Here is a 23655-nt window from a genome sequence, read left to right as displayed (position 1 = left end):
TTTAGTTACTTTTTCTTTTCACTCGGCGCTGGTTGGCCATAATTAGGTGAGCGAGGTCCGTATAATAAGCCGTTGTAAGCATCTGAAGAAAGTAAGCGGCTTGAAGTAATAGCGGCTATTTCAAATCCCTTATCAGTCACAGTTTCTGCTATTTGATTAATAGCTGCCACAACAAGCATACCGACTAGCCCACCGCCGCTATTATTTTGCTGCTCTGCCGAAGATGCTCTAGCTTTGCCTTGCCATAATTGCTCGCCACTTCGTAAATCAACTAATGAAGCTGATACAGTTACAGCGGTTTCGCTAGAAATTACAACATAGCTAGTACCATATTCTTCAATGGTAATATAAAGGGCAGTGTCAGCACCAAAAATATCATGTAGTTTTTTTACAGGTACTTGGTGTACATCACTTGCGACCGTAAGGCCATTGCCCTTGAAGGTTTGTTCAACTAGTGCTACCGGAAAAACGTAAAAACCAGACTCAGCAATAGGGGCTACCATTTGTGTCATAACACTGTAAGGCGCTATAACTTCAGGTGTATTATTTAATGGCGGTAAAATAATTACTGAATGCGGATCTGCTTGTTTAAATGCTGTGTAGTCGTGTGCTGGTGGAGCCGACACACACCCAGTAAGTAGTGCTAATAACGCTATTGTTGTAAGTGTTTTAAAGTTGAACATATTAAGCACCTTTCGCCGATTTTAGAAGGAAATCTATATATTGAACAGACTCAGGGAAAAGTGTTTTTTCTGTTTCAAAGTGAGTTGTACCTAAAGTGGGGTTGCCTGTTTCGAAATAAAGCATGCCCAAGTGAGCATGTAGGCCAGGCGCAACAGGTTTGTTTTTACCAGCGGCTTCGCTGATGATTTGTTCAAGCATGCTAATTTGTTCTTCAGCTGACACTTCATCTGCTTTTAAGTAGGCATAAACTGCAGTGCTATAATCGCCATAGTAATAAATTGGCTCTTTAGTCGAATTACAGCCTGTTAGAGCTGCACAAACCATAATTAGAGATAACAGTTTTTTCATTATTTATCACCCCATTGGCCTGATTCTAAACCAGTAACAAGCTTATTAACGACTTCACGAATCGCTAAATCGAGCACTTTTCCATTTAAAGTTGCATCGTATGAAGCTGTACTACCAAAGCCAATAACTTCGCGTTCCGATAAGCTGTATTCGCCAGCGCCCTGAACAGAGTAAATTACTTCTGAAGTTGTTACATCAACAACATTTAAGGTTACTTTTGCATAGGCAATTTGCGATTTACCTTTGCCTAATAAACCAAATAGTTGGCGATCGCCAATGGCTTTTCGACCGAACTCTGTTACATCGCCTGTTACTACAAACTTTGCACCACTAAGAACTTGTTTTGTACCTGTTAACTTTGCTTCTTCTGCAAGGGCAGCCATGTTGTCGCGATCTAAAACGCTAAAGCGATTTGTTTGTTGTAAATGGCTCATTAATGTCGTTTTGGCTTGGCTACCTAAACGGTCTTGTCCTGAAGAAAATATGCCGTTTTGAAAGCTAGAGCGATTTACAAATTGGCCTACGACTAATTTACTTTTTGTGCCAGAATAGGTTGTGTTGTAGCTTGCTACCGTTGGTGTTTCAACTACTTTTGATGATGTAGTTGCACAGCCTGATAGAGTAGATGCAGTAAGTGCAGAGATTATAATTGTTTTAATGTGTTTATTGCTTATGCGCATAAGTTTTTTATATCCGTTTAAATAAATGCAGAAGTAATCTAGAAAGGAGCTTGCACAAGAAAAACCAGTTTAAGTTCAAGAATCCATTCCAAGCGACTTTATAAACAATAATTCATGTAAACGCAATGTTATTATTAATTTAAGAGCAATATATCAACCGGGAAATAAGTGTAACCCTTACAACCTTGCTTCACCTTTTAACTATTGAATTAAAAAATATGAAGTTAGGACTGATAGCTATTTAAGTGAGCTATATATTAATCCGTCAAGGTAATAGATAAATTGAACGACTGCTCAAGTTATGCTTTAATTGTAGCTACTACTTTTAGGAGCGTTTTATGATCAAATTTTATTTTCACCATACACCTAACCCAATGAAGGTTGCTTTGTTTTTAGAAGAAACAGGCCTACCGTTTGAACTTGTACCACTTGATACTTTAAAAGGTGAGCAACATACACCTGAGTTTAAAGCCATTAATCCTAATGCAAAAGCACCTGCCATTGTTGATGGTGAAACCCGTGTGTTTGACTCGAACGCTATATTAATGTACCTAAGTGAAAAACACGGCAAGTTAGCAGGTAAGCCAGAGAATCGCGCCGAAATGCTTTCATGGTTAATGTTTATTGCATCGGGTTTAGGCCCATACTCAGGGCAAAGTGTTCATTTTAGACACATGGCGCCAGAAGGGCTTGATTACGCAGTAAACCGCTACTTGCGTGAGGCGCAGCGCCATTACGAAGTGCTTGATACACACCTTAAAGGTCGCGACTTTATAGTGGGTGATGAATACACTATTGCTGATGTATCTGCTTGGGGTTGGATTGATAAAGCCCCTGTAGTACTTGGTGAAGAAGCCCTTGCACCATACCCTAATTTAAAGCGTTGGTTTGAAAGCATTGATAGCCGACCAGCGGTTGCGCGTGCACGCAAAATTGGCACCGATGTCGCCTTTAAAAAAGAATTTGATGAAGAAGCCAAACGTGCTTTTTTCCCATCTAATTACCCAAAGAGCTAACGCTTAAAAGTAAAAAAGGGCAATTTTTGCCCTTTTTTATGCGTATTAATTCCTTAATTTTGCTACAGTGCTACTAAGCTATGCTCTAGCATTGATTGAATCTGTTCTACTATTTTAGCTTCTGTTTCTGGTTCAAACTGTTGTATACGCGGAGTATGGATATGTCCGGTAGGTATGCTTGAATTAAGCTCGTCACGTAGGCGTATGCTGCGATACGATATTTCGTTAGATAAATAGCCACCCCCGCCGCCATTTACCGCAACACTGTTCTTAAGTACGCCATACGATCCCGCTTTAAAGGTTTTATTAAGTGTAGTGACTTCGCGGTTGTCGATTACTTTATACGGGCCTTTGGCTTTTTGCATAGCGCTTACAGGTAGGCTAAATTTTACAAACTCATTACCAGGTAGGGGGCGTCCATTTAGCTTAGGAATAACAGGGCTTGTTTGCGTACCGCCGTAGACAATATTAGCGTTATCTGGCGCGGTGACACTGCGGCGTTTACCCGGAAAGTGCTCTAAATCAAACTCGGTTCTGCCCATGCTAACCGTTACAACCATGTCAACGTTATTTAGTGCATAGTAGGGGGCAAGCAGAGACTCTATTATGCCTTGGTCAAAGTCTTTGTAGCGTACTGGTACCATAACCGTGTTAATTTCGGCGCTAACGCCATTGTAATCAATAACTTGGCCGTCGAGTAACAACGCGGCTACCCCAGATGGGTTACTTTGGTTGATATTTTTGTCGAGTAAAAAAGGGTCAAACCCGGTTAGAACAATCTTTTTATCACTGCCTGATGAAAAAGCTAAATCGGTGCGGCCTCGGCTGCCTTCTTCAAGCATTTTTAGCAGCGTATTTATTTGCGCGTCAGATAGCTCAAATTTTGCGGCGGTTGTACGTATTATTTTACTTGAAAGCAGGCGCGCCCAGTAAAGTGCTCTATCGTCGTAGTTTTTAGTTTTAATAATGCATTGCTTAGCGCTTTCCCACAGCTCAAAACTATAGGTTTTTATGAGCTGCTTGGCCTCTTTAAAGTTATTGAGCGCTTTGAACTGCTGCTCAAAGCTGGTTACTTCTTTATCAAAGGCGTTTAACACGGCGGGCATTGCAGTTTGTGCTTTGCTGATGCGTTGTTCTTCAACGGTGAGTGGATTACTTAAAGCTGCGAATGAAGAGGCAATTAAGCTGGTTGCTAGTAATACTTTGATCATGATACTCCTAATTAAGCCGTTGTTATTTGAGTAACTTACTATCCTACTATTAAACAGTGAGGGCAATTATTTAAAGTTGAATTAACTGATATCTGGTACGGATGGAATGTTACATTATTACATTTTAATGAATTTAGCAAAGCGCCGCACTTTTAGTGGGTTATTTCCTTTACTATAGATTTAATAAAAAACACGGGAATAAAATAATGGTCTCTAGAAGAGAGTTTTTATTAAGTGCAGGCTCGCTTGCGTTTATTGGCTTATCGCGCAGCGCAATGGGTAATGTTGCTTTACCTGAAGTAACAACTAAGCTGCCCGCTTATGGTCCATTAATAGCCGATCCTCAGGCCTTATTAGATTTACCTAAAGGCTTTAGTTATCAGGTTATATCTAAGCTTGGCGATAAAATGGATGATGGTTTAGATGTGCCCGATCGGGCTGATGGCATGGGCTGTATTGCATTAGATAACGAACGCGTAGCCCTTATCCGTAATCATGAATTACAGCCTAAACACATTGATACAGCGTCTGATTTAATTTGTAATCACAAAAGCCCCTTAGCCTATGATTCGCTTGAAAATGGTGTAGCTTTGCCTGGGGGCACTAGTCATATAATTTATAATTTAAAAGAGCAAAAACGCGAGCAAGAATATTTATCGCTATGTGGCACAATACGAAACTGCTCAGGCGGTGTAACACCATGGGGTAGTTGGCTAACGTGCGAAGAAACCGTTATGGATAAAAGCGATGGTTTGTCACAATATCATGGTTACATTTTTGAAGTTCCAGCTAGTGCCAAAGGCTTAATTAAGCCAGAGCCATTATATGATATGGGCCGATTTAACCATGAAGCCGCAGCAATAGACCCACAAACCGGTATTGTTTATTTAACTGAAGATAGAGGCGATAGTTTGTTTTATCGGTTTATTCCTCATCATCGCGATAAGTTAAATAAAGGCGGCACATTGCAAGCTATGGTAATTAAAAACCAGCCTCAGTTTGATAGCCGAAATTGGGATTCTCCGGCCATGCCACTTCACAGCGACCTTTTGGTTGAATGGATAACACTTACAGACCCTAAAAGCCCAAATGATGACTTACGCAAGCAAGGTTATAAAAAAGGCGCAGCCTTATTTGCACGGGGAGAGGGGATACATTGGGGTAAAAATGAGCTTTATTTTTGCTGTACTAATGGGGGCAAAAAGCAGTTAGGTCAGGTAATGAAGTACACACCATCAAAAAACGAAGGTACTGAGTTAGAGCAAAATGAACCTGGCAAAATACAACTATTTGTAGAAAGTACAAACGAGTCGTTATACAACTTTGGTGATAATTTAACGGTAGCGCCTAATGGGCATTTAATTGTATGTGAGGATCAATATACTGATACGGTGAATAACCATATACGCGGGGTAACACCTAAAGGAGAGGTGTATAACTTTGCTAAATTGCATACGCAAACAGAGCTTGCTGGGGCGTGTTTTTCACCTGACGGGCAAACCTTATTTTTAAATGTATACATGCCATCTAAAACGTTGGCTATTACTGGTCCTTGGGATAGTTTTAAGCTTTAAAGCGGTAAAAAATACAAACGCTTAGCATGCTTATACTAGGCGTTTGTATTTTAACAATCCTTGTAGATTTACCAAATCCGTTAGCAAGCTTTAATCGTCCTTGGTGCATTTACTGCATCCTTTATGTAATAAGTAACGGGTCCTTGTAGTTTGCACTTCATCCTGTACCAACTTATGTAACGTATCCTTGTATGATTATTAGTCCCTTAACACTTATTAACATTCCTTGTATGGCAAAGTAGGTAATCAATTAATGATTTAGTTTACCAGCAGACGATTCAATGTGAGCACGCACAAACCATTGAAATTGCTCCAAATCGCCAAGCTGGCTGGTGATCATGTCTTCAGATACAGGGTCTAATTCAGACAGCGTGCTAATGGCATTACGATGATCGGCGTTTACGCCACTGTATACTTTGTCTAATGCGCCCAAATGTTCAATAACAAAGGCTTTACCTAATGAATATTCATCCCACGTGCGGCGATCTACAATTGACTTAGGTGTACCTTGTGGCGTACCGCCTAATGTAGCAATACGCTCTGCGATGGTGTCGGTCATTTCGCGAATAGCATCCACCTGCGGGTCTAACATTTCATGAACGCCAATAAAACTAGGGCCCACTACATTCCAATGAATATGCTTTAAAGTAAGTTGTAAATCTAAAAGAGATACAAGTCGATTATCGAGTGTTTCAATTGTTTTTTTTGCTGTTTCGTTATCCATACCTGGGGCTGTAAATTCAATTGGGTGTTGTGAGTTACTCATAATGTCTCCCGTTATGTAATGTGTTGTATGTAGCCATTGCTACTATTTAACTTGCAATACATGAAGCAAAGCCTATGCCTATTAGACTTGATTGTATAAGCCATTGATAATTAATGATTTATTTTAATTCCTAGTGTGGGGGGAACAAAAGGAAGGGCGGAGATTATGAATTTTATGCACTGATTTTTGTAAATTCTGCATACTAGCAATAAAGTCGGAATGCGTGTGGTACGCGTTTAAATTAGACGGCGTTTAGAAAGGCATAATCGGTGTAGTGCAACTATTTTGCGTACTTAGTAGTTAATTTAGGCCCGCATTACATGAGCTTTAAAAGTTAGTTTTAGGGCGCACGCGTTTCAATATTTAAGTTAGACATAATTTATAAACTAAGCAGTTATACCTAAAAGGAGCCAATTGTGTACCTACGTTAAATTAGCACTCACACTTTATATTCATACAAAGCATGTACAGCTCTTCGATTGCTGCATATAACTGCCTAGATTTAAAAAATCATTCTTTATACTTATTTAATCTCTTTAGTTGGTGAATGCTCACTGATATACTCCTGCCGCATTTTAATTGGGGTTATGTAAATAAATAATGAATTTTTTTAAAGCACTGTTTACAATATCTATACTGCTTTTGTCTCACTCAGCTCTAGCAGAAAATTGGAGCATCACACAGCTTCACACAAACTTTGGCGATGCCTTAAATCCTTTTACTGGGGAGTCGTCATTTACACGCACCTACACCATAGAGCATGCCTCAGAGCATGACTTGGGTGATAACTATTTTTTTATCGACTTTTTAAACGACAGCCTTAGTGATGGTTTTCAAGATACGGGTATTTATGGCGAGTGGTACACAACACTTAGCTTATCTAAAGCCTTAGAGACTTCTTTAAAATACGGACCAATAAAAGACACAGGTTTAGTATTTGGTATAAATGCCGGTGAAGAGGGATTAATGAAATACACCCCAGGCATAAAGCTCAGCTGGGATGCGCCAGGCTTTGATTTTTTAACAACCACTTTTGCAGGCTATATTGATGCCAATGGTGGCGTTCAAAAAGATCAGTTAGCTAAACAAGATAACAGTATTTTTATAGACCTTGCTTGGGGTGCTCCTTTCACGTTAGGTAGCCAAGCATTTTACTTTACCGGCCATGTTGAATACATCTCAGGGCGTAATGATGAGTTAGACAAAAAAGTTAATGAATGGCTACTTGCGCAGCCTGCAGTGTATTGGGATGTTGGGCAAAACTTTAATTTAGATGCTAAGCAATTAATGGTGGGAGCTGAATGGCGTTATTGGTACAACAAGCTTGGTACGGCTGACATAGAAAACCAGCCCTTTTTACATGCCATTTGGGTATTTTAAGCAAAGCATGCTTTGCTAGGCTGATAAAAAAATAGCGCCTTTTGGCGCTATTTTTGTCAGTGTGGTTGGAACTATAAATGGTTGGTTTTATACCAACCCGCAATAAAACTTAATCATTTTTAGGGGCTAAAAGTGTCGCTATCTGCGTTAAAAAACTCTCATTTAGAACAACTAAATAGCGAATTTTTTGCCTTCCTATCAACACGTTTTTCCATCCTCAAAATAGATCACGTAATTATACGGATTGGTATTACTCGTAACCACGAGGTTTTTTGGTTTTTATTACTGCGATGTAAGCATGCCAGCTGGCATAGCTTAGCAAAGGCATAATTACAATAAAGCCCGCGGCGCCGGTAGCAAAGCCGATGGCTACGAGTAAAAATATACAAATAGACCACACCACCATAGCGGCAAAGTTAGTTTTAACAGCGTTCATAGAGCTGATCACTGCGGTCATAATATCTACTCGGCGCTCCATCATTATTTGCGGAGCAAAAGCAGAAAGCGAAAACACAGTTACAAGCAATACACCACCTATTAAACTGCCTAGCGTTAAAAACGCTGATAATTCTTCAAAGGTGGGGTTGGCATGGCTAGGATATAAAGCATGCACAAGCGCGGCTAATCGCATCCAAGCTATCATGATCACCATTAGCATTATTGCAAAACCCCATTCACCTACCGGGTTTCTAAACATCGACTTAATAGAGTGGCTTAATGTGGGTTTATGCCCTTTCTCAAGCTCCCATGCTACATCGTAAAGACCTGCGGCAAAGGCAGGGCCTATTAATGCAAATGCCACGGTTGCGGGCAGTATCACTAAATAAGTCCCTGTAAACATTGCCGAGTAAATAATAGCTACAGGAATTAGGGTAAATATAACCCCGTAAATTAGGCTCAATATGGGCGCACGGGTCATGTCTTTAAACGCCAGTGCGAGCCAGTGAAAAGCTGCAAATGTGTTTACCTTATTGCATTCAATGCAGCGGGCAAATTCAGAGTGTTTATTAATCGTATTTGTTGTTGGCATAACAACGCTCCTTAACAAGGTGTCTCTTAAAGGTTTAGAACACATTGGCTTTATTTACAAATTGAACAACATATACGCAACAAAAAATATTTTCGGTCAATTTATATACTAATTTGGTTTTGACAGCTGCTATTGGTGAGATAAATGAAAGGCTAATTTAGTAAGTAGGTATAAATTTGCAATTTGGTTAATAAAAAGTTAATAAGTGGTGCTGGTAAGCTTTTTTAATTACAACCAGTCTAACAGGAATAATAAAATGGACGAGATAATACATAATATTGATGTAAATCAGTATTTGCCCGCAGCAATAATGTGGGCAACAAATATTTTAATGGCAATCGTTATATTACTAATAGGTTTATGGCTTGCAGGCAAAGTGCGTAATATGATTGTAAGTTTATGCCATAAATACACTCATTTTGATGACACACTATTTAGGTTTTTAGGTAGCATGGCGCGCTATGTTATTTTAGCGTTTGTATTTATTGCCGTGTTAAACCGCTTTGGTGTGCAAACAGCTTCAATTATTGCACTATTAGGTGCAGCAGGCTTAGCTATAGGGTTAGCACTGCAAGGTGCTATGTCTAACTTGGCTGCCGGTGTGATGTTACTTATATTCAGACCTTATAAAGTAAACGACTTTATAGAAGCTGCAGGGCGCTTTGGTAAAGTTACCGAGGTTGATATGTTTACCACTATTTTGCAAACGTTCGATAATCAGCAAGTGATTATCCCCAATAGCCAAATTTGGGGAGCGCAGATTATTAATCATTCGCACCATCCTATTCGCGGCGTAGATATGCATTTTGGTGTGGCATATGATGAAAACACCGATGCTGTTCGCAAGGTTATTGATAGTGTGCTTGAGGCTCACCCACATATTTTAAAAGACCCAGCCCCTTTTGTTGAAGTAGAAACACTTAACAATAGCTCGGTAGACTTTTTAGTAAGGCCGTTTTGTAAAGGTGAGCACTACTTTGAAATTTTATACACAGTGCCCGAGCTGATTAAAAAAGCCCTTGATGATAACAATATCGAAATTCCATTCCCGCATCGTAAAGTTATTTTAGTTAACGAGAATAAAGACTAATATAAATCCTTTTTAAAAAGAGCACTTTTAAGTGCTCTTTTTTTGTCTGAAAAAGTTACATGCTTGTGTAAATTTTACTTTTATAAATTAGCCAAAATACGACTTTGTTACCTTTACCCTCCTTTTTTACTAGGTTAGTAGGCTGGTCTTGATATTGCATTTGCAAGGTCGCTTTTAGTTTTAAAGCTTATAAAAACTATTGACCCATTAAATCAAATTGTATGAAGGACTAAACATGGCTGAATCATTTAAATACGCAGGCAATAAAGGGCATGGCGGCGAGTTGCATCAAAAGGCGTCGGATGAACACCCTACCATGACCACCGCGCAGGGCTGCCCTGTAAGCGACGACCAAAATTCATTGCGTGCGGGCAAGCGCGGCCCAGGGCTTCTGGAAGATCACGTAATGCGTGAAAAATTATTTCACTTTGATCACGAACGCATTCCTGAGCGTGTGGTCCACGCAAGAGGGTACGGCGCACACGGATATTTTGAAACTTACGACACGCTTGAAGATTTAACCTGTGCAGATATTTTTCAGCGCAAAGGTGAAAAAACTCCAGTGTTTGCACGATTCTCAACTGTGGCAGGAAATAAAGGGTCTCCCGATTTAGCACGTGATGTTCGCGGCTTTGCTGTTAAATTTTACACCCAAGAAGGAAACTGGGATTTAGTGGGTAACAACATACCTGTATTTTTTATTCAGGATGCGATGAAGTTTCCCGATTTAATTCACTCTGCTAAGGCTGAACCAGACCGTGGCTTTCCGCAAGCACAAACCGCGCACGATAACTTTTGGGACTTTGTAAGTTTATCGCCCGAGTCGGTACATATGCTCATGTGGGCCATGTCAGATAGAGCTATACCGCGATCTTTACGCTTTATGGAAGGCTTTGGTGTTCATACCTTTAAATTTATTAATGCCAAAGGGGATGAGAAATTTGTTAAGTTTCATTGGAAACCAAAAGCCGGTATGCAGTCAGTTGTGTGGAATGAAGCACTTAAACTGAATGGCGCCGACCCTGACTTTCATCGCAGAGACATGTGGGAGTCTATTGGTAAAGGCGACTTCCCAGAGTGGGAGCTAGGCGTACAGGTGTTTGACCAACAATTTGCAGATGAATTTGAATTTGATGTTTTTGATTCCACTAAACTTATACCGGAAGAGCAAGTGCCCGTAAAAATTGTTGGGCGCATGGTACTTGACCGCGTAGTCGACAACTTTTTTGCCGAAACAGAGCAAGTTGCATTTTGTACACAAAACATTGTGCCGGGGCTTGATTTTACACCCGACCCATTACTGCAAGGACGTAATTTTTCGTATTTAGATACGCAAACCAAGCGCTTAGGCGGCCCTAACTTTACGCATATTCCGGTTAATGCGCCTAAATGTCCGATGCGCCATTTTCAACAAGATGGTCATATGGCAATGCATAACCCTAAAGGGCGTGTTAACTACGAGCCAAACTCGTGGAGCGGCGATGAACATAACCCACGCGAATGCCCAGTGCATGGCTTTAAAAGCTCAAGCGAGCCAGAAGTAAGCGGTGGAGATAAGCTGCGTTATCGCTCAGAAACATTTAGCGATCACTACAGTCAAGCTCGCCAATTTTACTTAAGCCAAACAGAAGTAGAGCAAGCGCACATTCAATATGCGTTTGTATTTGAGCTTTCAAAAGTAGAGCATGTGCCAATTCGTGAGCGAGTGGTTTCGCATTTATTAAATGTAGACAAAACATTAGCGCAAGAAGTGGCTAAGGGTCTACGCCTGCAAGACATGCCAGAGCCTGCAGAAGCGGCTATGCCAACGCGTAACGATTTACCTGTGTCGGATGCACTTAGTATTTTAAAAAATGCGCCTAATACCTTTAAAGGTCGTAAATTAGGTATTTTAGTAAGCGATGGTTTTGATGCCGATATTTTCAACTCAGTTATAAATGCCTTAGACGCTGAAGGCGCTAACTACGAAATTGTGGCCGCACAAGTGGGTGGAGCATGTTGTAGTAAAGGTAAGCATGTAGCAGCTGATCAAGTAATTAATGGCGGTCCTTCGGTGCTTTACGATGCGGTGATGGTACTTGCAACGCAAGAAGGCGCTAAGAAGCTTGCCGGTATTCCTGAGGCTAAGGACTTTGTAAGCGATGCATTCGCGCATATGAAGTATATAGGCTATACACAAGATGCTATGGCATTGTTTGAAGCCGCAGGGCTTGATGATGGTAAGGTTGATGATGGTTGGATAGATTTAAACACGCACTCCGCAAATACCTTTATTGAAACATTACGCAATTTGAGATTTTGGCAGCGTTAACAAACAAGTGTTTGTAGAAAAGAAAAACCACACTTTGTAAAAAGTGTGGTTTTTTTTATGAAAAGAGAGTGTTGTATGGGCTTTTTAGTGGTATACAATAGGTTTATTACAAAACTCTATCACCCTTATTGTTTTGACAACGTGGTGTTTAGTATTAGCCAAATAGCTTGCTATTAGTTAATTATAAGAAATTCGCCGTTGTTAAAAAGCAAGTTAATACTCGCTGATAATTACTTATCGCTTTTAATAGTTTATTGTGCACGTTGAAGCGTTATTTTTTGTGCAGTAATGAAAGTCAGTATAATAGTGGGACTGTGTGGGCTTTTTATTGTATAAAATGTAGTCGTGCATTAATTTGGTGCTCAAGCGGCCCATTTCAAATGGATTTTGCCCTATGTTAGCGGAGGACAACCCTCTACTTAATACATTGAGTTGTATTTCTTCAGTATCGGCTGAGACGATTATAATATCTTTATTTTCAATCATTTGTTTGTATGGACCAAGCGCATTAACATAGTGTGGGTTAAACTGTGCAAACCCCGCTACAGCTAGAAAAATGGGCGGGTTGTCCGTATTTAATAAACTCATCAACTGCTCTAGTGACTTTTCACGTTTACCCAAACTAAACATTGGGCAACGACTATCTTCGCGCCAGCCATTTTTACCTGTTAGCTTTGTTTTGGCTTGCTCAGACAGTGCATACCTAACCCCAGCAATACGCTTGTTTAAATTAGGAGTGGTGTGATGTCCCGACTGTATGCATATCGTATTATTTGCTTTATTGGTAAGTTTTTTTACTTGCTCGCCCAGGGCAACTCCAAAGTCGAAGTTATTACTCCCTACATAGGTTAGGCGGTACTGTTGGTGTTTTTCTAACAGGTCTGAATCAAACGTTATAACGGGAATATTTTTACTTTTAAGCGCCATTAATGAGTGAGTGACCAAGTGCTGAGAGTCGGTTGTTGCTACGATTAAACCATCAATTCCTTGGTCAATTAATCTATTTATTGCCATAGTTTGGCTGCGAATATCTTGAAAATCTTTTGGTCCATCGTACTTGCACTCGATTTCAGGATGCTCACGACCAAAGTGTAAACAGCCTTTGAATGCTTGCTGATAAAAGGTGTCATTTTTTGTTTTACCTACAATGCCAATTACAACTTTTGCCGCACTTTGGTGAGCCAATAAAACACACCAGCTTAAAAATAAGCATTTCAGAACTTTATACTTTTTAAGCGCTAAGCTAATTTTAGCTACCATTATAAAAGTCCTAATTATTTAAAAGTAGTAAGGTATATATTACAGCCAGTATAGTTATAGAACTTAAATTAGCTAGTTTGGATAAAGTGACTTAAGTGGGTGCCACGTTGAAATAATTGTTTTTAGCCTATAGGCTGAATATATACCCCCAAAACTAATGGAGAGCGTAATGACTGTTTCAGCAATTCCAAAAGGGTTTAGTTCAGTAACTCCGTATTTAATTATAGAAGGCGCGCAGCAAGCCATATGCTTTTATTGCGATGCATTTGATGCACAACTTGTTATGCAAATGCCGCTGCCAGAGGGCGGTATAGCCCATGCTGAAATTATTATTGGTGACTCGCACATTATGATTTCGGACTCATGTCCTGATGAGTCTTTTAAAAGCCCACAAAAACTTGGTGGAACGCCGGTAAGTTTAATGCTTTATGTAGAGGATGTAGATAGCGTATTCAAAAAGGCAATTGAACTTGGCGCTACAGAAGTACGCCCAGTACATGACCAGTTTTATGGTGATAGAGCCGGCACACTACAAGACCCATTCGGGCATGTTTGGACCATAGGCACCCACAAAGAAGATTTAAGCGAGCAAGAAATTAACCAACGAATGGCCAACTTAATGTCAAAAGAGCAAGATGCTTAGCGCAACTTGCCCTTCGTTTGAATAATATTATTACCCTAAATTTATCGCTAAATATTTTATTTCGTCACCGTTTATTTGCGGTAAAAAATAAATATCTTGGTACTTAAAATATTGTTGCTCGTTAATCGTGACAGCCTCTGCTGAAATAGGGAGGATGTCGTAGGTTTGGCCTAACTCATAATTTTTAGCACTGCCTACCTTTATAGCTTGGTTAACCACTATTTTAGGCTCATCAACCACTCTGTAACCATTATTATCTGCTACATAATATACATTTTGGTAGGTGTAGTAAGTGGTATTGTGACGCTTAAAGTGCGAATAATGCCTTGGTAGTGAGCGGATTCTTAAACCTCTTGGTGGCTTAACTACGTGGTAGCCTCTTTTTGCTTTACGATAATAAATACCATCACTTAATGTAAACGTAATGCCATTAAATCTGATTGATGCACTGTTACGCGGTAAATGATTAAAATAATGCCCAGGTCTGTAGGTTACTACCTTGTGTCGGTTATGTTTAAAATAATTACGAGTGCGTTGCTGTTGTTTGTAATGGGCAACTTTGCGCTTTTGCTCTTTGCGGTGCTCTCGTTTGGCTTGCTTGCGCTCTTTATGGTCGTTTTTTTTATATTCTATACGCTGTTTTTTGTCATCGCGGCGCTCATCTCGTTTGTATTCGATGCGTTTTGCGCGCTCATTATTAAAACTTTTTGCGTTTTCTCGCTCATTGGGTGCTGCATATGCAGCGCCAGATACTGCACTTATGGCAAGTAGAGCAGGGAGTAATTGAGTCAGTTTCATACTAGTGCCTCGTGTATGTTGTTACATAACTGGGTTCAATACTAGCGCTTTAAACTGAATGGTAACTGACATGTAACCGATAACACGGCTGTGTTTACAGCTTTTTACTAACGTTTACTGTTCTTGACACAAGCCAACGCTTTCTCACATTTTTGACGATTTTAGGCACTTTTATAAGGCTTTAAGCAGCGTAACTAATTGTTACGGCAAGTGCTTTTAACACTTGCTGTAAGTTGTATTTAACCTGAACTTTGGATAATAAATTTATCTCGAGCAGCTATTTTCAGCGCTAACTGTGTTGAATTTACTTGCAGTAGGCCAGCTATTGACGCGTAAATTCACCTTGTTTTTACTCAAAACCTCTGACTAAAGAGAATAAACTTAAATATCAACATGGTTAAATATTTTGGTAAGTCTATTATTTAGCGTTTTGGTTTTTCGGGTAAGGCCGCTTTTAATTGCGCCGGTGTCACGTTAAGTGTTTTTGCTACAATCGTTAAATCGGCATTAGGGCCACCAGCATTTTGCATTGCTTGCATAAGCGCCTTTTCGCTAACGCCTAGCTTTTTAGCTGCCTCACCAAACCCAGGTGGTGAGATTCCGGCTTTAGGACCACCGCCACCAGGTGGTTCATGGCGCGTTGTTCTAGTGCCTTCAGGTGGCTTAGCGCCTACGCCCGCTTGTGCTGTGGTCGCAAAGTTGTTTTGTGCAACCACGCCTTTTAAGCACTTAGGTAAATTAGGGAACGTATTACTGGCATGATAGTGATAAGTAACTGTTCCGCTTTCACCCGTAGGGCCTATGTGGCCATTACAGCTATCAAGCTCGGCGGGGGTTGTGCCATCAATTTCTTGGCTTCCGTAAATCGGGTAACCATCAAAGGCATAACCAAATAGGGCGCTTGGCTTTTGCGTTAAATTATTACAGTTGGCGTTTACATGTTCGTGTTTATATACGCTGTCTATATCACTGGCGGTGCCGTGGTAGTGGTACCAACCACCCGGATCGATATGGCCTGCGCACGTATCAAGCGCGGGTAAATGCCCAGTATGTTGCACACTTGGCGCATCCGAAAAAATAGGCACACCCGCAAGCGCTATACCCACCTTAGATACTGTGCCCAACGCTGTTGATTGCTCAGACATAACAGGGTGCAGTGGTAAAAGGGCGGTAATTTCTACGCTTTTATCTACCGATACATTAATACATGCATGATCAACTGTTGGGCGAATGGTCGCGTTATCAACAATATGCACGTTGCCGTCTTCATCGTAAAAGGTAAAACCTTGCTCGTTAAGCATGGTTAAAAACGCTTTATCTAATCTGTATAGGCCTGCATCGGTGCCATCCCAATCCCAAATTCCGCCAACGTCGTCGAGTGTTTCTGGGCAAAAAGGACCTACTTCAATGTTGTCGGGCTGATATTTTAAAACCACTTGAGTACATTGGGTTTGCGAGCCGTTTTCAAGCGTACATTCAACAGTTTGTGGTAGTTTTACCATGGCTTTAATATTAAATGCATCGGTATTAATAAGCGTGTTTTTGAGCGTTTTTTTATGAGAGGTAACTGCTGTATTATCGTTTTGAGCGTGTTCGTCACATGCCGATAAAAGTAGCATGGCACTTAATATGCTCAGGGCGAGTGTGCCCTTTTTAGTGTTAACACCAAGTACTTTGAAACGACTTCGTTTAATTGCTCTCATACTTACCCCAAAACCATTTATTTACCTTGGTTTTAGTATGACAATAAATTGTGCAAATAAAATGTAAGTTTCATAGTTATTGATATGTTTAAGCTGCTCAGTTGGCTTTTGGTCAGCACTATTGAGAGTGCTTGTTAAGTAATTCAATAAAATCACACCATTAAATAGCTCATCTGACTACACATGTGAGCCACTGCTTTATTAGCCTAATATTTAACCTAATAAACATTTTATATGTAAAGTTTAGGCATAAAAAAACGCACAGGTGTGCGTTTTTATTTTTAATTAAATAATTATATTTTTTCCCAGTAGGGTTCGTCACCAAAGTAGCCACTAAAGTAGTCTATAAAAGCCCTAACTTTTGGTGCTAATAAGCGTGAGCTTGGATAAACGCTCCAAATAGCGGTGTCGGATGCAAGTGGGTAGTCTTGTAAAATTTGTACCAGCTCACCACTTTGTAGTTTTTTATAGGCACACCAGCTCGACATTAACGTAATACCTAAGCCTTGCACGCACGCGTCGCGCACTGCTTCACCGTTGTCAGCTTGTAATACATTATTGGTTTTAATGTTTTGTGTGCCCTCGGGTGTAATAAACGACCATGTCGTTAAACCATGTAAATTAACACAGGTATGATTTTTTAAATCTTGCGGTGTTGTTGGGGTGCCGTGTTTTGCAAGGTAATTGGGCGATGCGCAAATTAAGCGTTTATCGCGAGCGATTTTTCGGGCTATAAGGGTTGAATCATTAAGAGCAGCGTCACGTATTGCTATATCAAACCCGCCGCCGACCATATCAATGATGCTATCACTTAAACGTAAATCAATAGTGAGGTCGGGGTATTGCTCAATAAATCCAGCCAATGCAGGAATAATATGCATACGCCCGAACGAAGCAGGGGCGGTAATGCGCAATTTTCCTTGTGGCGTTACGCTGCCAATTCCTACCGAGGCGCGCGCCATTTCTACATTGGCAAGGACTTCCTCGGCATGGGGTAAAAAAGCTTGGCCTTCTTCGGTTAGCGATACTTTTCGGGTTGTACGATGAATAAGTTTAACGCCGAGCGTTTCTTCAAGCTTATTTATTTGTGCACTAGAAACTGCAGCCGACAAACCTAACTCCTTGCCAGCTAAGCTAATATTGTGCGTGGTTGCGATTCTGACAAACAGGTTTAAATGGGCAATATTCATTATCAAATTTTTCAATAAACTGATTATTTAAACAACTATATTATCAATGGTTAGTTGTGTAAATATACTAGTGGCTTATTCATTGTGACTTTTCCTGTGGCGCTTACTATAAGCGCCTTTTTTTTCGGTATTTTTCTCGTTTAAATTTTTAAGTTTAGAGTGAGCCTGCCTTATGAACCGTAATACATCATTACTATTAAAGCATTTATTTAAGCAAACTTGGCCTATGTTAGTTGGCTTGTTTTCTATTATGGGGAGCCAGCTGGTTGATAGTATTTTTATTGCTAAGCTAGGCGCTGAGCCGCTCGCTGTAGTTGCCTTTAGTATTGCTATTTTTCAGGTAATTGTGGGAGTACAAGTAGGCTTAGGTATTGCGGCAACTGCAACTATTTCCACAGCACTTGGAGAAAATAAAGTTAACTACGCACGCTACCTAGGTAGCTTAATTGTGGTTATTGGCACCGCAATAGTCACGCTATTGTGCTTGGCGCTGTGGCTTTTTCAGCAGTATATTATTTTAGCGCTGGGTGCAACGCCTTCTTTATTTAATTTAACCGAGCTTTACTGGCTACCTTGGCTAATAAGCTGCTGGCTTGGCGCGCTTCTTTATTTTGGTTACAGCATTTGCCGCGCTCATAACGAAACCTTATTACCAGGGCGAATTATGGTGCTAACCAGCGTGTTAAATATAGCGCTCGATCCATTGTTTATGTTTACTTTTGATATGGGTTTAGCGGGTGCTGCATGGGCAAGCTGTGTTGCTTTTGCAATAGGCTTAATCGTGGTGTTTTGCACGCTTATTAAACGAGAACTGCTAACTTTTGGCGTTTTAAAAAATCGTACCGAGCAGGCAATAAAAGCCATTGCAAAAATGATGGCACCGGCCTTACTTTCACAGTTTATTCCGCCTATTTCAGCCATGATAGTAACTGCACTTATTGCCGCATATGGTGGGTTTGCTGTAGCTGCGTGGGGGCTTGCAAACCGTATTGAATATATTGCGATTATTTTAATTTTAGCGCTTACCATGGCACTGCCGCCTATTGTTGGAAATTTAAAAGGGCGGGGGGAGCTTAGGCAAATATTAAGCGTAGTAAAACTTGCGTGCGGCTTTGTAATTGGCATACAAATTTTATTAGCAGTTATTATGCTAGGCATAGCTAATCCACTTGCACATGTGCTTAGCAATAATAGTGAAATTGTTGCTAACCTGACAGATTACTTTGTTTTTGTGCCCCTGAGTTATGCAGCTTTAGGTGTGTGTATGATCACAGTATCGGTATGTAACGCGCTGGGGTTTCCAACAACGGCCTTATTTATCTCCATATTGCGACTATTTTTGTGTTACCTACCGCTACTTTGGTTAGGCTCGTATTTTTACGGTTTAACAGGGTTATTTATCGGTATGGCATGCGGCAATACCTTGTCGGGTATTGTGGGTTGGCAGCTATTTAAGCAGCAATATAAGCGGTTAACAACGCATGTTGGTGAGCGCTCAATCACTGTTTAATTATCAATATATTGAAGAAAGTTATTCCACTTAAATTGCAATTATCAAAATAGTTAAATGCAATTACTATGCACCTCATTGAATCATTGCTTTATCTATAGCAGCCGAATTTGCTGTGTTTAGGTCAAGCAATTGCAATAAAAAAGAGCTGCTTGAGGTGAATAACATGAAACTTTATAAATTGTTTTTAATAGCTATAACGCTATACGCAGGCGCTGCAACGGCTGCACAAAATTACTTTTCGATGAGCTACATACAAGGTGAAGGAGACGTGCGAGGGGTTAAGGTGGCTTATCAATATGCCTTAGATTACCAAATAGAAGGCTTTGAAGAGCTAGAGATTTACCTAGAAGCCAATGCCAACTTTTTTGAATACGATGACCCAAAACGCTACGACGCTAATTTAGGTTTATCGCTCTCGCCTGTAATTTTTTATCCTATTGGCAGTATTGCTGGAAACCGGGTTTTTGCCGAGTTTGGTATTGGCTTAAGCCTATTAGACGACACTAAATTTGCGGGTAAAAACATAAGCACCCATTATCAATTTGAAGACCGCCTAGGCATTGCCATGAAATTTGGTGAGGCTGAGCAACACAGCGTGTCGCTCAAGTATTTTCATTATTCAAACGCAGGTATTAAAAAGCCCAACCCTGGCCTTGATTTCATATCGCTAAGCTACTCACGCGCACTTTAAGTGAGTAAATCAGCGCTTATAATATACGTAAAAATGCCACGAGATCGGCTTGTTCTTGCTTAGTTAAATTAAGCTTTATAAGCAGGTCGGTGGTTTTGGGGAAGTGTGGGTCGTTTAGTTGGCTTTTTCGTGGTCGCGGTCTTACTCCACCATGGTTGTATAAGGCGACAATACCGGCTAAATCATCAAATAAGCCGTTATGCATCCACGGAAATGTTTGCATTAAACCTAAAAGCGACGGCGTTCTAAATTGGCCTATATGCTCAGGGTTTTGGGTGGCATCATAGCGGCCTTTATCTTCAAAACGGCGGCCATAATAATGCAGCCCCGTACCATGGAATTGGTTGTCGCTGAGCAGCGGGCCATTATGGCAGGTCATGCATTTGGCTTTCGTTCTGAAAAGGTGCAGACCATTTAGTTCACTATCACTCAAGCTATTAATTGCGTGTTGTGGGTTTTTATTAAGCTGCGTTAAAAACGTTTTATAGCGGCTACTTGGCGCGGCTAATGTTCGCTCAAATGCAACTAAGGCTTTTGCCATTTGCTCTGTGGTTAACGTGCTGCTATTAAAAGCGCTTTTGTTAAATGCATGGTAGCTTTTGTCTTTATTTACTCGCGCTAAAGCTATCTTTGGGTCTAAGTCCATTTCAATAGGGTTTGCTATGGGCATTAGTGCTTGTTGCTCTGCGGTGCTGGCGCGACCATCCCAAAAAAAACTTTGCCATTGATCTATACCAAAAATAGCGGGGGTATTACGCGTACCAACTTGATCGTCAATGCCTATGGCGGTTGTGCGGCCATCATGAAAGCCTTTATCGCGTTCATGGCAGGTGGCACAACTAACGGTATTATTACGCGAGAGCTGCACATCATGAAAAAGCTTATCGCCTAACGCAACGTGTTCAGGTTTAGGCGAGGCTACAGGTAAAAGCGACATGGGCTCTACACGTCTGCCATCACTGGTTTGTATAGCAGGCCAATGTGCTTGGCCTTTGCTATACAGTGAGCGTAAATCGTTACTACTTGTTGATTTGGCATTTAAGCTAAATGAGCACAATACAAAAATGCTTAATAACCTAATCATAGTTATAGCTAACTCCTAGCCAAAACATACGCCCAGGCTCAATACCCGATGCACCTTCGTTTACTGTGTAAGTACGTGCATTTAATAAGTTAGAAATATCTGCTCTTATTTCAACTGACTGGGTTTTTGTCAGGTTGTGGCTATAGCGTAGGCTTAGGCCTAGCATGGTTCTGGCACGAACTTCTTGTTCTTCGTATACATCAACAAGTGTTGACTCTACAGGGCAATTTGCACAGCTTTGTTCAAGGCTTATGCTTTCGCTTGCGCCGGTACTCACTGCGCTGGTGTAGCTATCACTAAAGGTTACGTTAAGGCCTGTGCTTAATGAATTGCTCCAATCAACATTCCAACCTAGTGCACCGGTTATCGGAGTGCCAAAGTTTGTACGAATTTGCTCAAGCTGCCCAAGTGTTACAAGCTCGCTGCTGCCACTTGCATTTACGTAGTAAACAAGTTCATCAAGAGGGGTGTTTTCAGCCGTGGCATTGTAGTCGTCGTTAGAGACTTTGTTTTCAGCGTAGGAGGCGTTAGCCCATAATGAATGGCTACCAAATTGTGCGCTCCACGAAATAGAATAACGCTCTGAGCTGCCATCGCCTTCGTTGGTCATACGGATATATTTATAACCATCGCTAGCAGCTTCTTCATCGGTAACTTGAGAGAATTGCTGATGCTTTTTACGTTTTACATATCTGAGCGATACATTGCCCGCTTTTTCAAATGAATGGGCAATACCTAGCGCGAGTTCATCATCGTACGGGGTGTTTACATCATCAAAGCGGTATTTAAACGCCCCAGTATAGTTAGAAGGCAACCACCCTTGAAGGTAACCGTTTTCAATTGGGCGGTATTCTCGGTATGAAAAACGCTGTTGTTCTTTGACTTTATAACCAATAATAGCTGAATCGTAATAGCGATTAACGCCTGCGCTAATAATAGTGCGGTTGTTGTTAAAAACATCGTAACCCAGCGATATACGTGGTGCAATATTATGATTTGCTAAAAAGTCATCATATTCGTAGCGCATACCTAAATTGAGGCTTAGCTGACCTAGTGTGATGCTATCGGTAGCATAAAATGAGGCACGATTAAGTGTTACATTTATATACTCTGCAGGGGTAACTAAACGGCCATTAAAATACTGTGCTGTTGCGGTTACATTATTTGTATAAGCGCTAATGTGCGCTTGATTATTAAAATCAATTTCGCCACCAAGTTGCGCTGCAAGTTCGTCAATAGAAATAGTGGTTTGCAGCGCTTGGCAATCAAGCGTATAACCACTGCAATTAAGAGGTGTGCTAGCGCTAGACCAAATAATAGGCGAATCGTAGCTGTAGCTATTTTGTATGCGTTCGCGTTCTACTTCTTGGCGAATAAGTTCAATACCGGCTTTTATACGGTGCTCAGTGCCAGCAAACTCCAGCGTTTTAAAATCAAGAGTGTTTTTCCAGCTGGTGGTGTATTGGGTATTATCAAGCGCGCCGTATCCCCCTTGGCGAGAATAACGTGTTTGTGCATCACCTTGGTCGGCGTATTGCCCCCAATCTTTCCCTTTGGCTTGTAGCCAGCTATAAAAGTGCGCAGGGCCTTCTCGGCTGCTGTCACTCATACTAAAATTAAGATTACTGTGCCACGATGCAAAGTCAAAATGCTCGGTTAATGCCGCAACGGCGCCAATAGCCCCGCCTTCTAAATGAAAGTCACTGTCTTTGGCATCCGTAATAAAATTATCAACTTCGTAGGGGGAGTACATTAGTGTTAAATCTAATGCATCTACCCAGCCATTTCGGTAGCCATACTTCACAATCGCATTTATGTTTGTTCTGCTTTGCGTTTTTACTTCCCCTAGCGATAAATCGCTGATGTCGCTGGTTAAGTAACTAACACTCATCATTACGCCATGGCGCTTATTTATTTGTTTATTAGCACGCAGGTTATAGCTAATTTTTTCGTATTTAGGCTCTTCAAGCGTACTTTGGTCAACATTTTGCTGTGAACTATCTTGATCGGCCTCTATAAAATGATAACTCCCCCAGCTACTTTGATTCCCCCGCACGCCAAAACTAAAACTGTCGTTTGCAAATACGCTTTTGGTTTTACTATCAACAATACCACCCGAAAAACCACCAAATTCAGCCGGAATGTTATGGTCGTAAACAGTAATAGATTCAACTACATCGGAGTTTACGTTCATACTTTGCACGCCACCCGATACATCGTCTGATGAAGAGCTTAATCGGCTGCTACTGGCTGGGTCTATGCGGTTATTGTAATTTAACCCATCTAACGAAAACCCTGTTTGCCAAGGTTGCGCCCCTGAGATTGATATTTCCGGCGCGCTGATCTCAGCTAAGCTACCAATAGAGTAGGCTTCGTTACTTAGCTGTACACCAGGGAGCAATGCAATTAGCTCATTTATATCGCCATTGCCTTTAGGTGTGGCGTTTATAAAATCACGATTTAAGTAAGAACGCCCAATAACTTCGGGTACTTCAATGCCTATGTACTGGCCTTTTACTTCAATGTGCTCAAGTGCTTCACAGCGCTCTTTTTGCTCATCTTTAAGTTCGTTACATGGCTGTGGTTTTGGCTCGGTCTGCTGTTGCTGCTCTGCGGCGTATACACCCTGAGAAAGCAAAAGCAGACACGCGAGGGTAGTCGGTGTCTGCATTTATTACGGCTC

At 40.9% G+C, this 23655-nt stretch carries 20 protein-coding genes; 8 read left to right on the top strand and 12 right to left on the bottom strand.

Annotation, left to right across the window (positions count from 1 at the left end; genetic code table 11):
- Window positions 1-5: 5 nt before the first annotated feature.
- The 3 genes from AN393_RS14355 to AN393_RS14345 are packed head-to-tail and all read right to left on the bottom strand — an operon-like array spanning window position 6 to window position 1712.
- Window positions 6-683: a DUF799 domain-containing protein gene (locus AN393_RS14355; protein ID WP_055018454.1), complete on the bottom strand. Its 678-nt coding sequence runs from the start codon at window positions 681-683 to the stop codon at window positions 6-8.
- Between the two features lies 1 nt (window position 684).
- On the bottom strand, window positions 685-1032 hold the full coding sequence (locus AN393_RS14350) for a DUF4810 domain-containing protein (protein WP_055018453.1): 348 nt from the start codon (window positions 1030-1032) through the stop codon (window positions 685-687).
- Entirely contained in the window at window positions 1032-1712 is a 681-nt protein-coding gene (locus AN393_RS14345) for a CsgG/HfaB family protein (protein ID WP_055018452.1), read from the bottom strand. Before AN393_RS14345 ends, AN393_RS14350 begins: the two co-directional genes overlap by 1 nt.
- A gap of 338 nt (window positions 1713-2050) precedes the next feature.
- Between AN393_RS14345 and AN393_RS14340 the strand changes: the two genes are divergently transcribed.
- Window positions 2051-2728 carry a glutathione S-transferase family protein gene (locus tag AN393_RS14340; protein WP_055018451.1) on the top strand — a complete coding sequence of 226 codons (678 nt, stop codon included), beginning with the start codon at window positions 2051-2053 and terminating at the stop codon, window positions 2726-2728.
- A 62-nt stretch (window positions 2729-2790) separates the two neighbouring features.
- On the opposite strand, the gene AN393_RS14335 is transcribed toward AN393_RS14340, so the two are convergent.
- The gene (locus AN393_RS14335; RefSeq protein ID WP_055018450.1) at window positions 2791-3939 is read right to left on the bottom strand and encodes a hypothetical protein; all 1149 of its coding nucleotides are present in this window, start codon (window positions 3937-3939) and stop codon (window positions 2791-2793) included.
- 206 nt (window positions 3940-4145) lie between these two features.
- Here AN393_RS14335 and AN393_RS14330 point away from each other — a divergent pair, with 206 nt between their 5' ends.
- On the top strand, window positions 4146-5513 hold the full coding sequence (locus tag AN393_RS14330) for an alkaline phosphatase PhoX (RefSeq protein WP_055018449.1): 1368 nt from the start codon (window positions 4146-4148) through the stop codon (window positions 5511-5513).
- 250 nt (window positions 5514-5763) lie between these two features.
- On the opposite strand, the gene dps is transcribed toward AN393_RS14330, so the two are convergent.
- Window positions 5764-6279, bottom strand: coding sequence for a DNA starvation/stationary phase protection protein Dps (gene dps, locus AN393_RS14325; RefSeq protein ID WP_055016379.1), 516 nt, complete (start codon window positions 6277-6279; stop codon window positions 5764-5766).
- Window positions 6280-6879: 600 nt separating this feature from the next.
- Between dps and AN393_RS14320 the strand changes: the two genes are divergently transcribed.
- On the top strand, window positions 6880-7659 hold the full coding sequence (locus tag AN393_RS14320; RefSeq protein WP_055016378.1) for a nucleoside-binding protein: 780 nt from the start codon (window positions 6880-6882) through the stop codon (window positions 7657-7659).
- Window positions 7660-7909: 250 nt separating this feature from the next.
- On the opposite strand, the gene AN393_RS14315 is transcribed toward AN393_RS14320, so the two are convergent.
- Window positions 7910-8689 (bottom strand): DUF2189 domain-containing protein, encoded by a 780-nt coding sequence (locus AN393_RS14315; protein WP_055016373.1) that lies wholly within the window; start codon window positions 8687-8689, stop codon window positions 7910-7912.
- A 256-nt stretch (window positions 8690-8945) separates the two neighbouring features.
- Between AN393_RS14315 and AN393_RS14310 the strand changes: the two genes are divergently transcribed.
- Both AN393_RS14310 and AN393_RS14305 read left to right on the top strand, forming a co-directional pair.
- Complete coding sequence (locus tag AN393_RS14310; protein ID WP_055016372.1) at window positions 8946-9779, top strand: mechanosensitive ion channel family protein; 834 nt, start codon at window positions 8946-8948, stop codon at window positions 9777-9779.
- Window positions 9780-10014: 235 nt separating this feature from the next.
- Window positions 10015-12090 carry a catalase gene (locus tag AN393_RS14305; RefSeq protein ID WP_055018448.1) on the top strand — a complete coding sequence of 692 codons (2076 nt, stop codon included), beginning with the start codon at window positions 10015-10017 and terminating at the stop codon, window positions 12088-12090.
- Window positions 12091-12333: 243 nt separating this feature from the next.
- On the opposite strand, the gene AN393_RS14300 is transcribed toward AN393_RS14305, so the two are convergent.
- The gene (locus tag AN393_RS14300) at window positions 12334-13350 is read right to left on the bottom strand and encodes a substrate-binding domain-containing protein (protein WP_055018447.1); all 1017 of its coding nucleotides are present in this window, start codon (window positions 13348-13350) and stop codon (window positions 12334-12336) included.
- Between the two features lie 169 nt (window positions 13351-13519).
- Here AN393_RS14300 and AN393_RS14295 point away from each other — a divergent pair, with 169 nt between their 5' ends.
- Entirely contained in the window at window positions 13520-13993 is a 474-nt protein-coding gene (locus AN393_RS14295) for a VOC family protein (protein WP_055018446.1), read from the top strand.
- Window positions 13994-14023: 30 nt separating this feature from the next.
- Here the strand turns inward: AN393_RS14295 and AN393_RS14290 are convergent, their stop codons facing one another.
- From AN393_RS14290 to AN393_RS14280, 3 genes are all read right to left on the bottom strand, one after another.
- Window positions 14024-14791 (bottom strand): DUF6515 family protein, encoded by a 768-nt coding sequence (locus AN393_RS14290; protein ID WP_055018445.1) that lies wholly within the window; start codon window positions 14789-14791, stop codon window positions 14024-14026.
- Window positions 14792-15213: 422 nt separating this feature from the next.
- Window positions 15214-16494 (bottom strand): YHYH protein, encoded by a 1281-nt coding sequence (locus tag AN393_RS14285; RefSeq protein ID WP_055018444.1) that lies wholly within the window; start codon window positions 16492-16494, stop codon window positions 15214-15216.
- 293 nt (window positions 16495-16787) lie between these two features.
- Window positions 16788-17684: a LysR family transcriptional regulator gene (locus tag AN393_RS14280; protein ID WP_055016366.1), complete on the bottom strand. Its 897-nt coding sequence runs from the start codon at window positions 17682-17684 to the stop codon at window positions 16788-16790.
- A 172-nt stretch (window positions 17685-17856) separates the two neighbouring features.
- On the opposite strand from AN393_RS14280, the gene AN393_RS14275 reads away from it, so the two are divergent.
- Both AN393_RS14275 and AN393_RS14270 read left to right on the top strand, forming a co-directional pair.
- Entirely contained in the window at window positions 17857-19194 is a 1338-nt protein-coding gene (locus tag AN393_RS14275; protein WP_055016365.1) for an MATE family efflux transporter, read from the top strand.
- A gap of 166 nt (window positions 19195-19360) precedes the next feature.
- Entirely contained in the window at window positions 19361-19888 is a 528-nt protein-coding gene (locus tag AN393_RS14270) for an acyloxyacyl hydrolase (RefSeq protein ID WP_055016364.1), read from the top strand.
- Window positions 19889-19904: 16 nt separating this feature from the next.
- On the opposite strand, the gene AN393_RS14265 is transcribed toward AN393_RS14270, so the two are convergent.
- Window positions 19905-20972, bottom strand: a complete 1068-nt coding sequence (locus AN393_RS14265; protein ID WP_055018443.1) for a cytochrome-c peroxidase — start codon at window positions 20970-20972, stop codon at window positions 19905-19907.
- Window positions 20965-23643, bottom strand: coding sequence for a TonB-dependent receptor plug domain-containing protein (locus AN393_RS14260; RefSeq protein WP_055018442.1), 2679 nt, complete (start codon window positions 23641-23643; stop codon window positions 20965-20967). Before AN393_RS14260 ends, AN393_RS14265 begins: the two co-directional genes overlap by 8 nt.
- Between the last annotated feature and the right edge of the window lie 12 nt (window positions 23644-23655).

Source organism: Pseudoalteromonas sp. P1-25, from assembly GCF_001401805.1.
Classification (GTDB): Bacteria; Pseudomonadota; Gammaproteobacteria; order Enterobacterales; family Alteromonadaceae; genus Pseudoalteromonas.
Note: the sequence above shows the minus strand (reverse complement) of the source record. Positions and strands in the feature narration are given on the sequence as shown.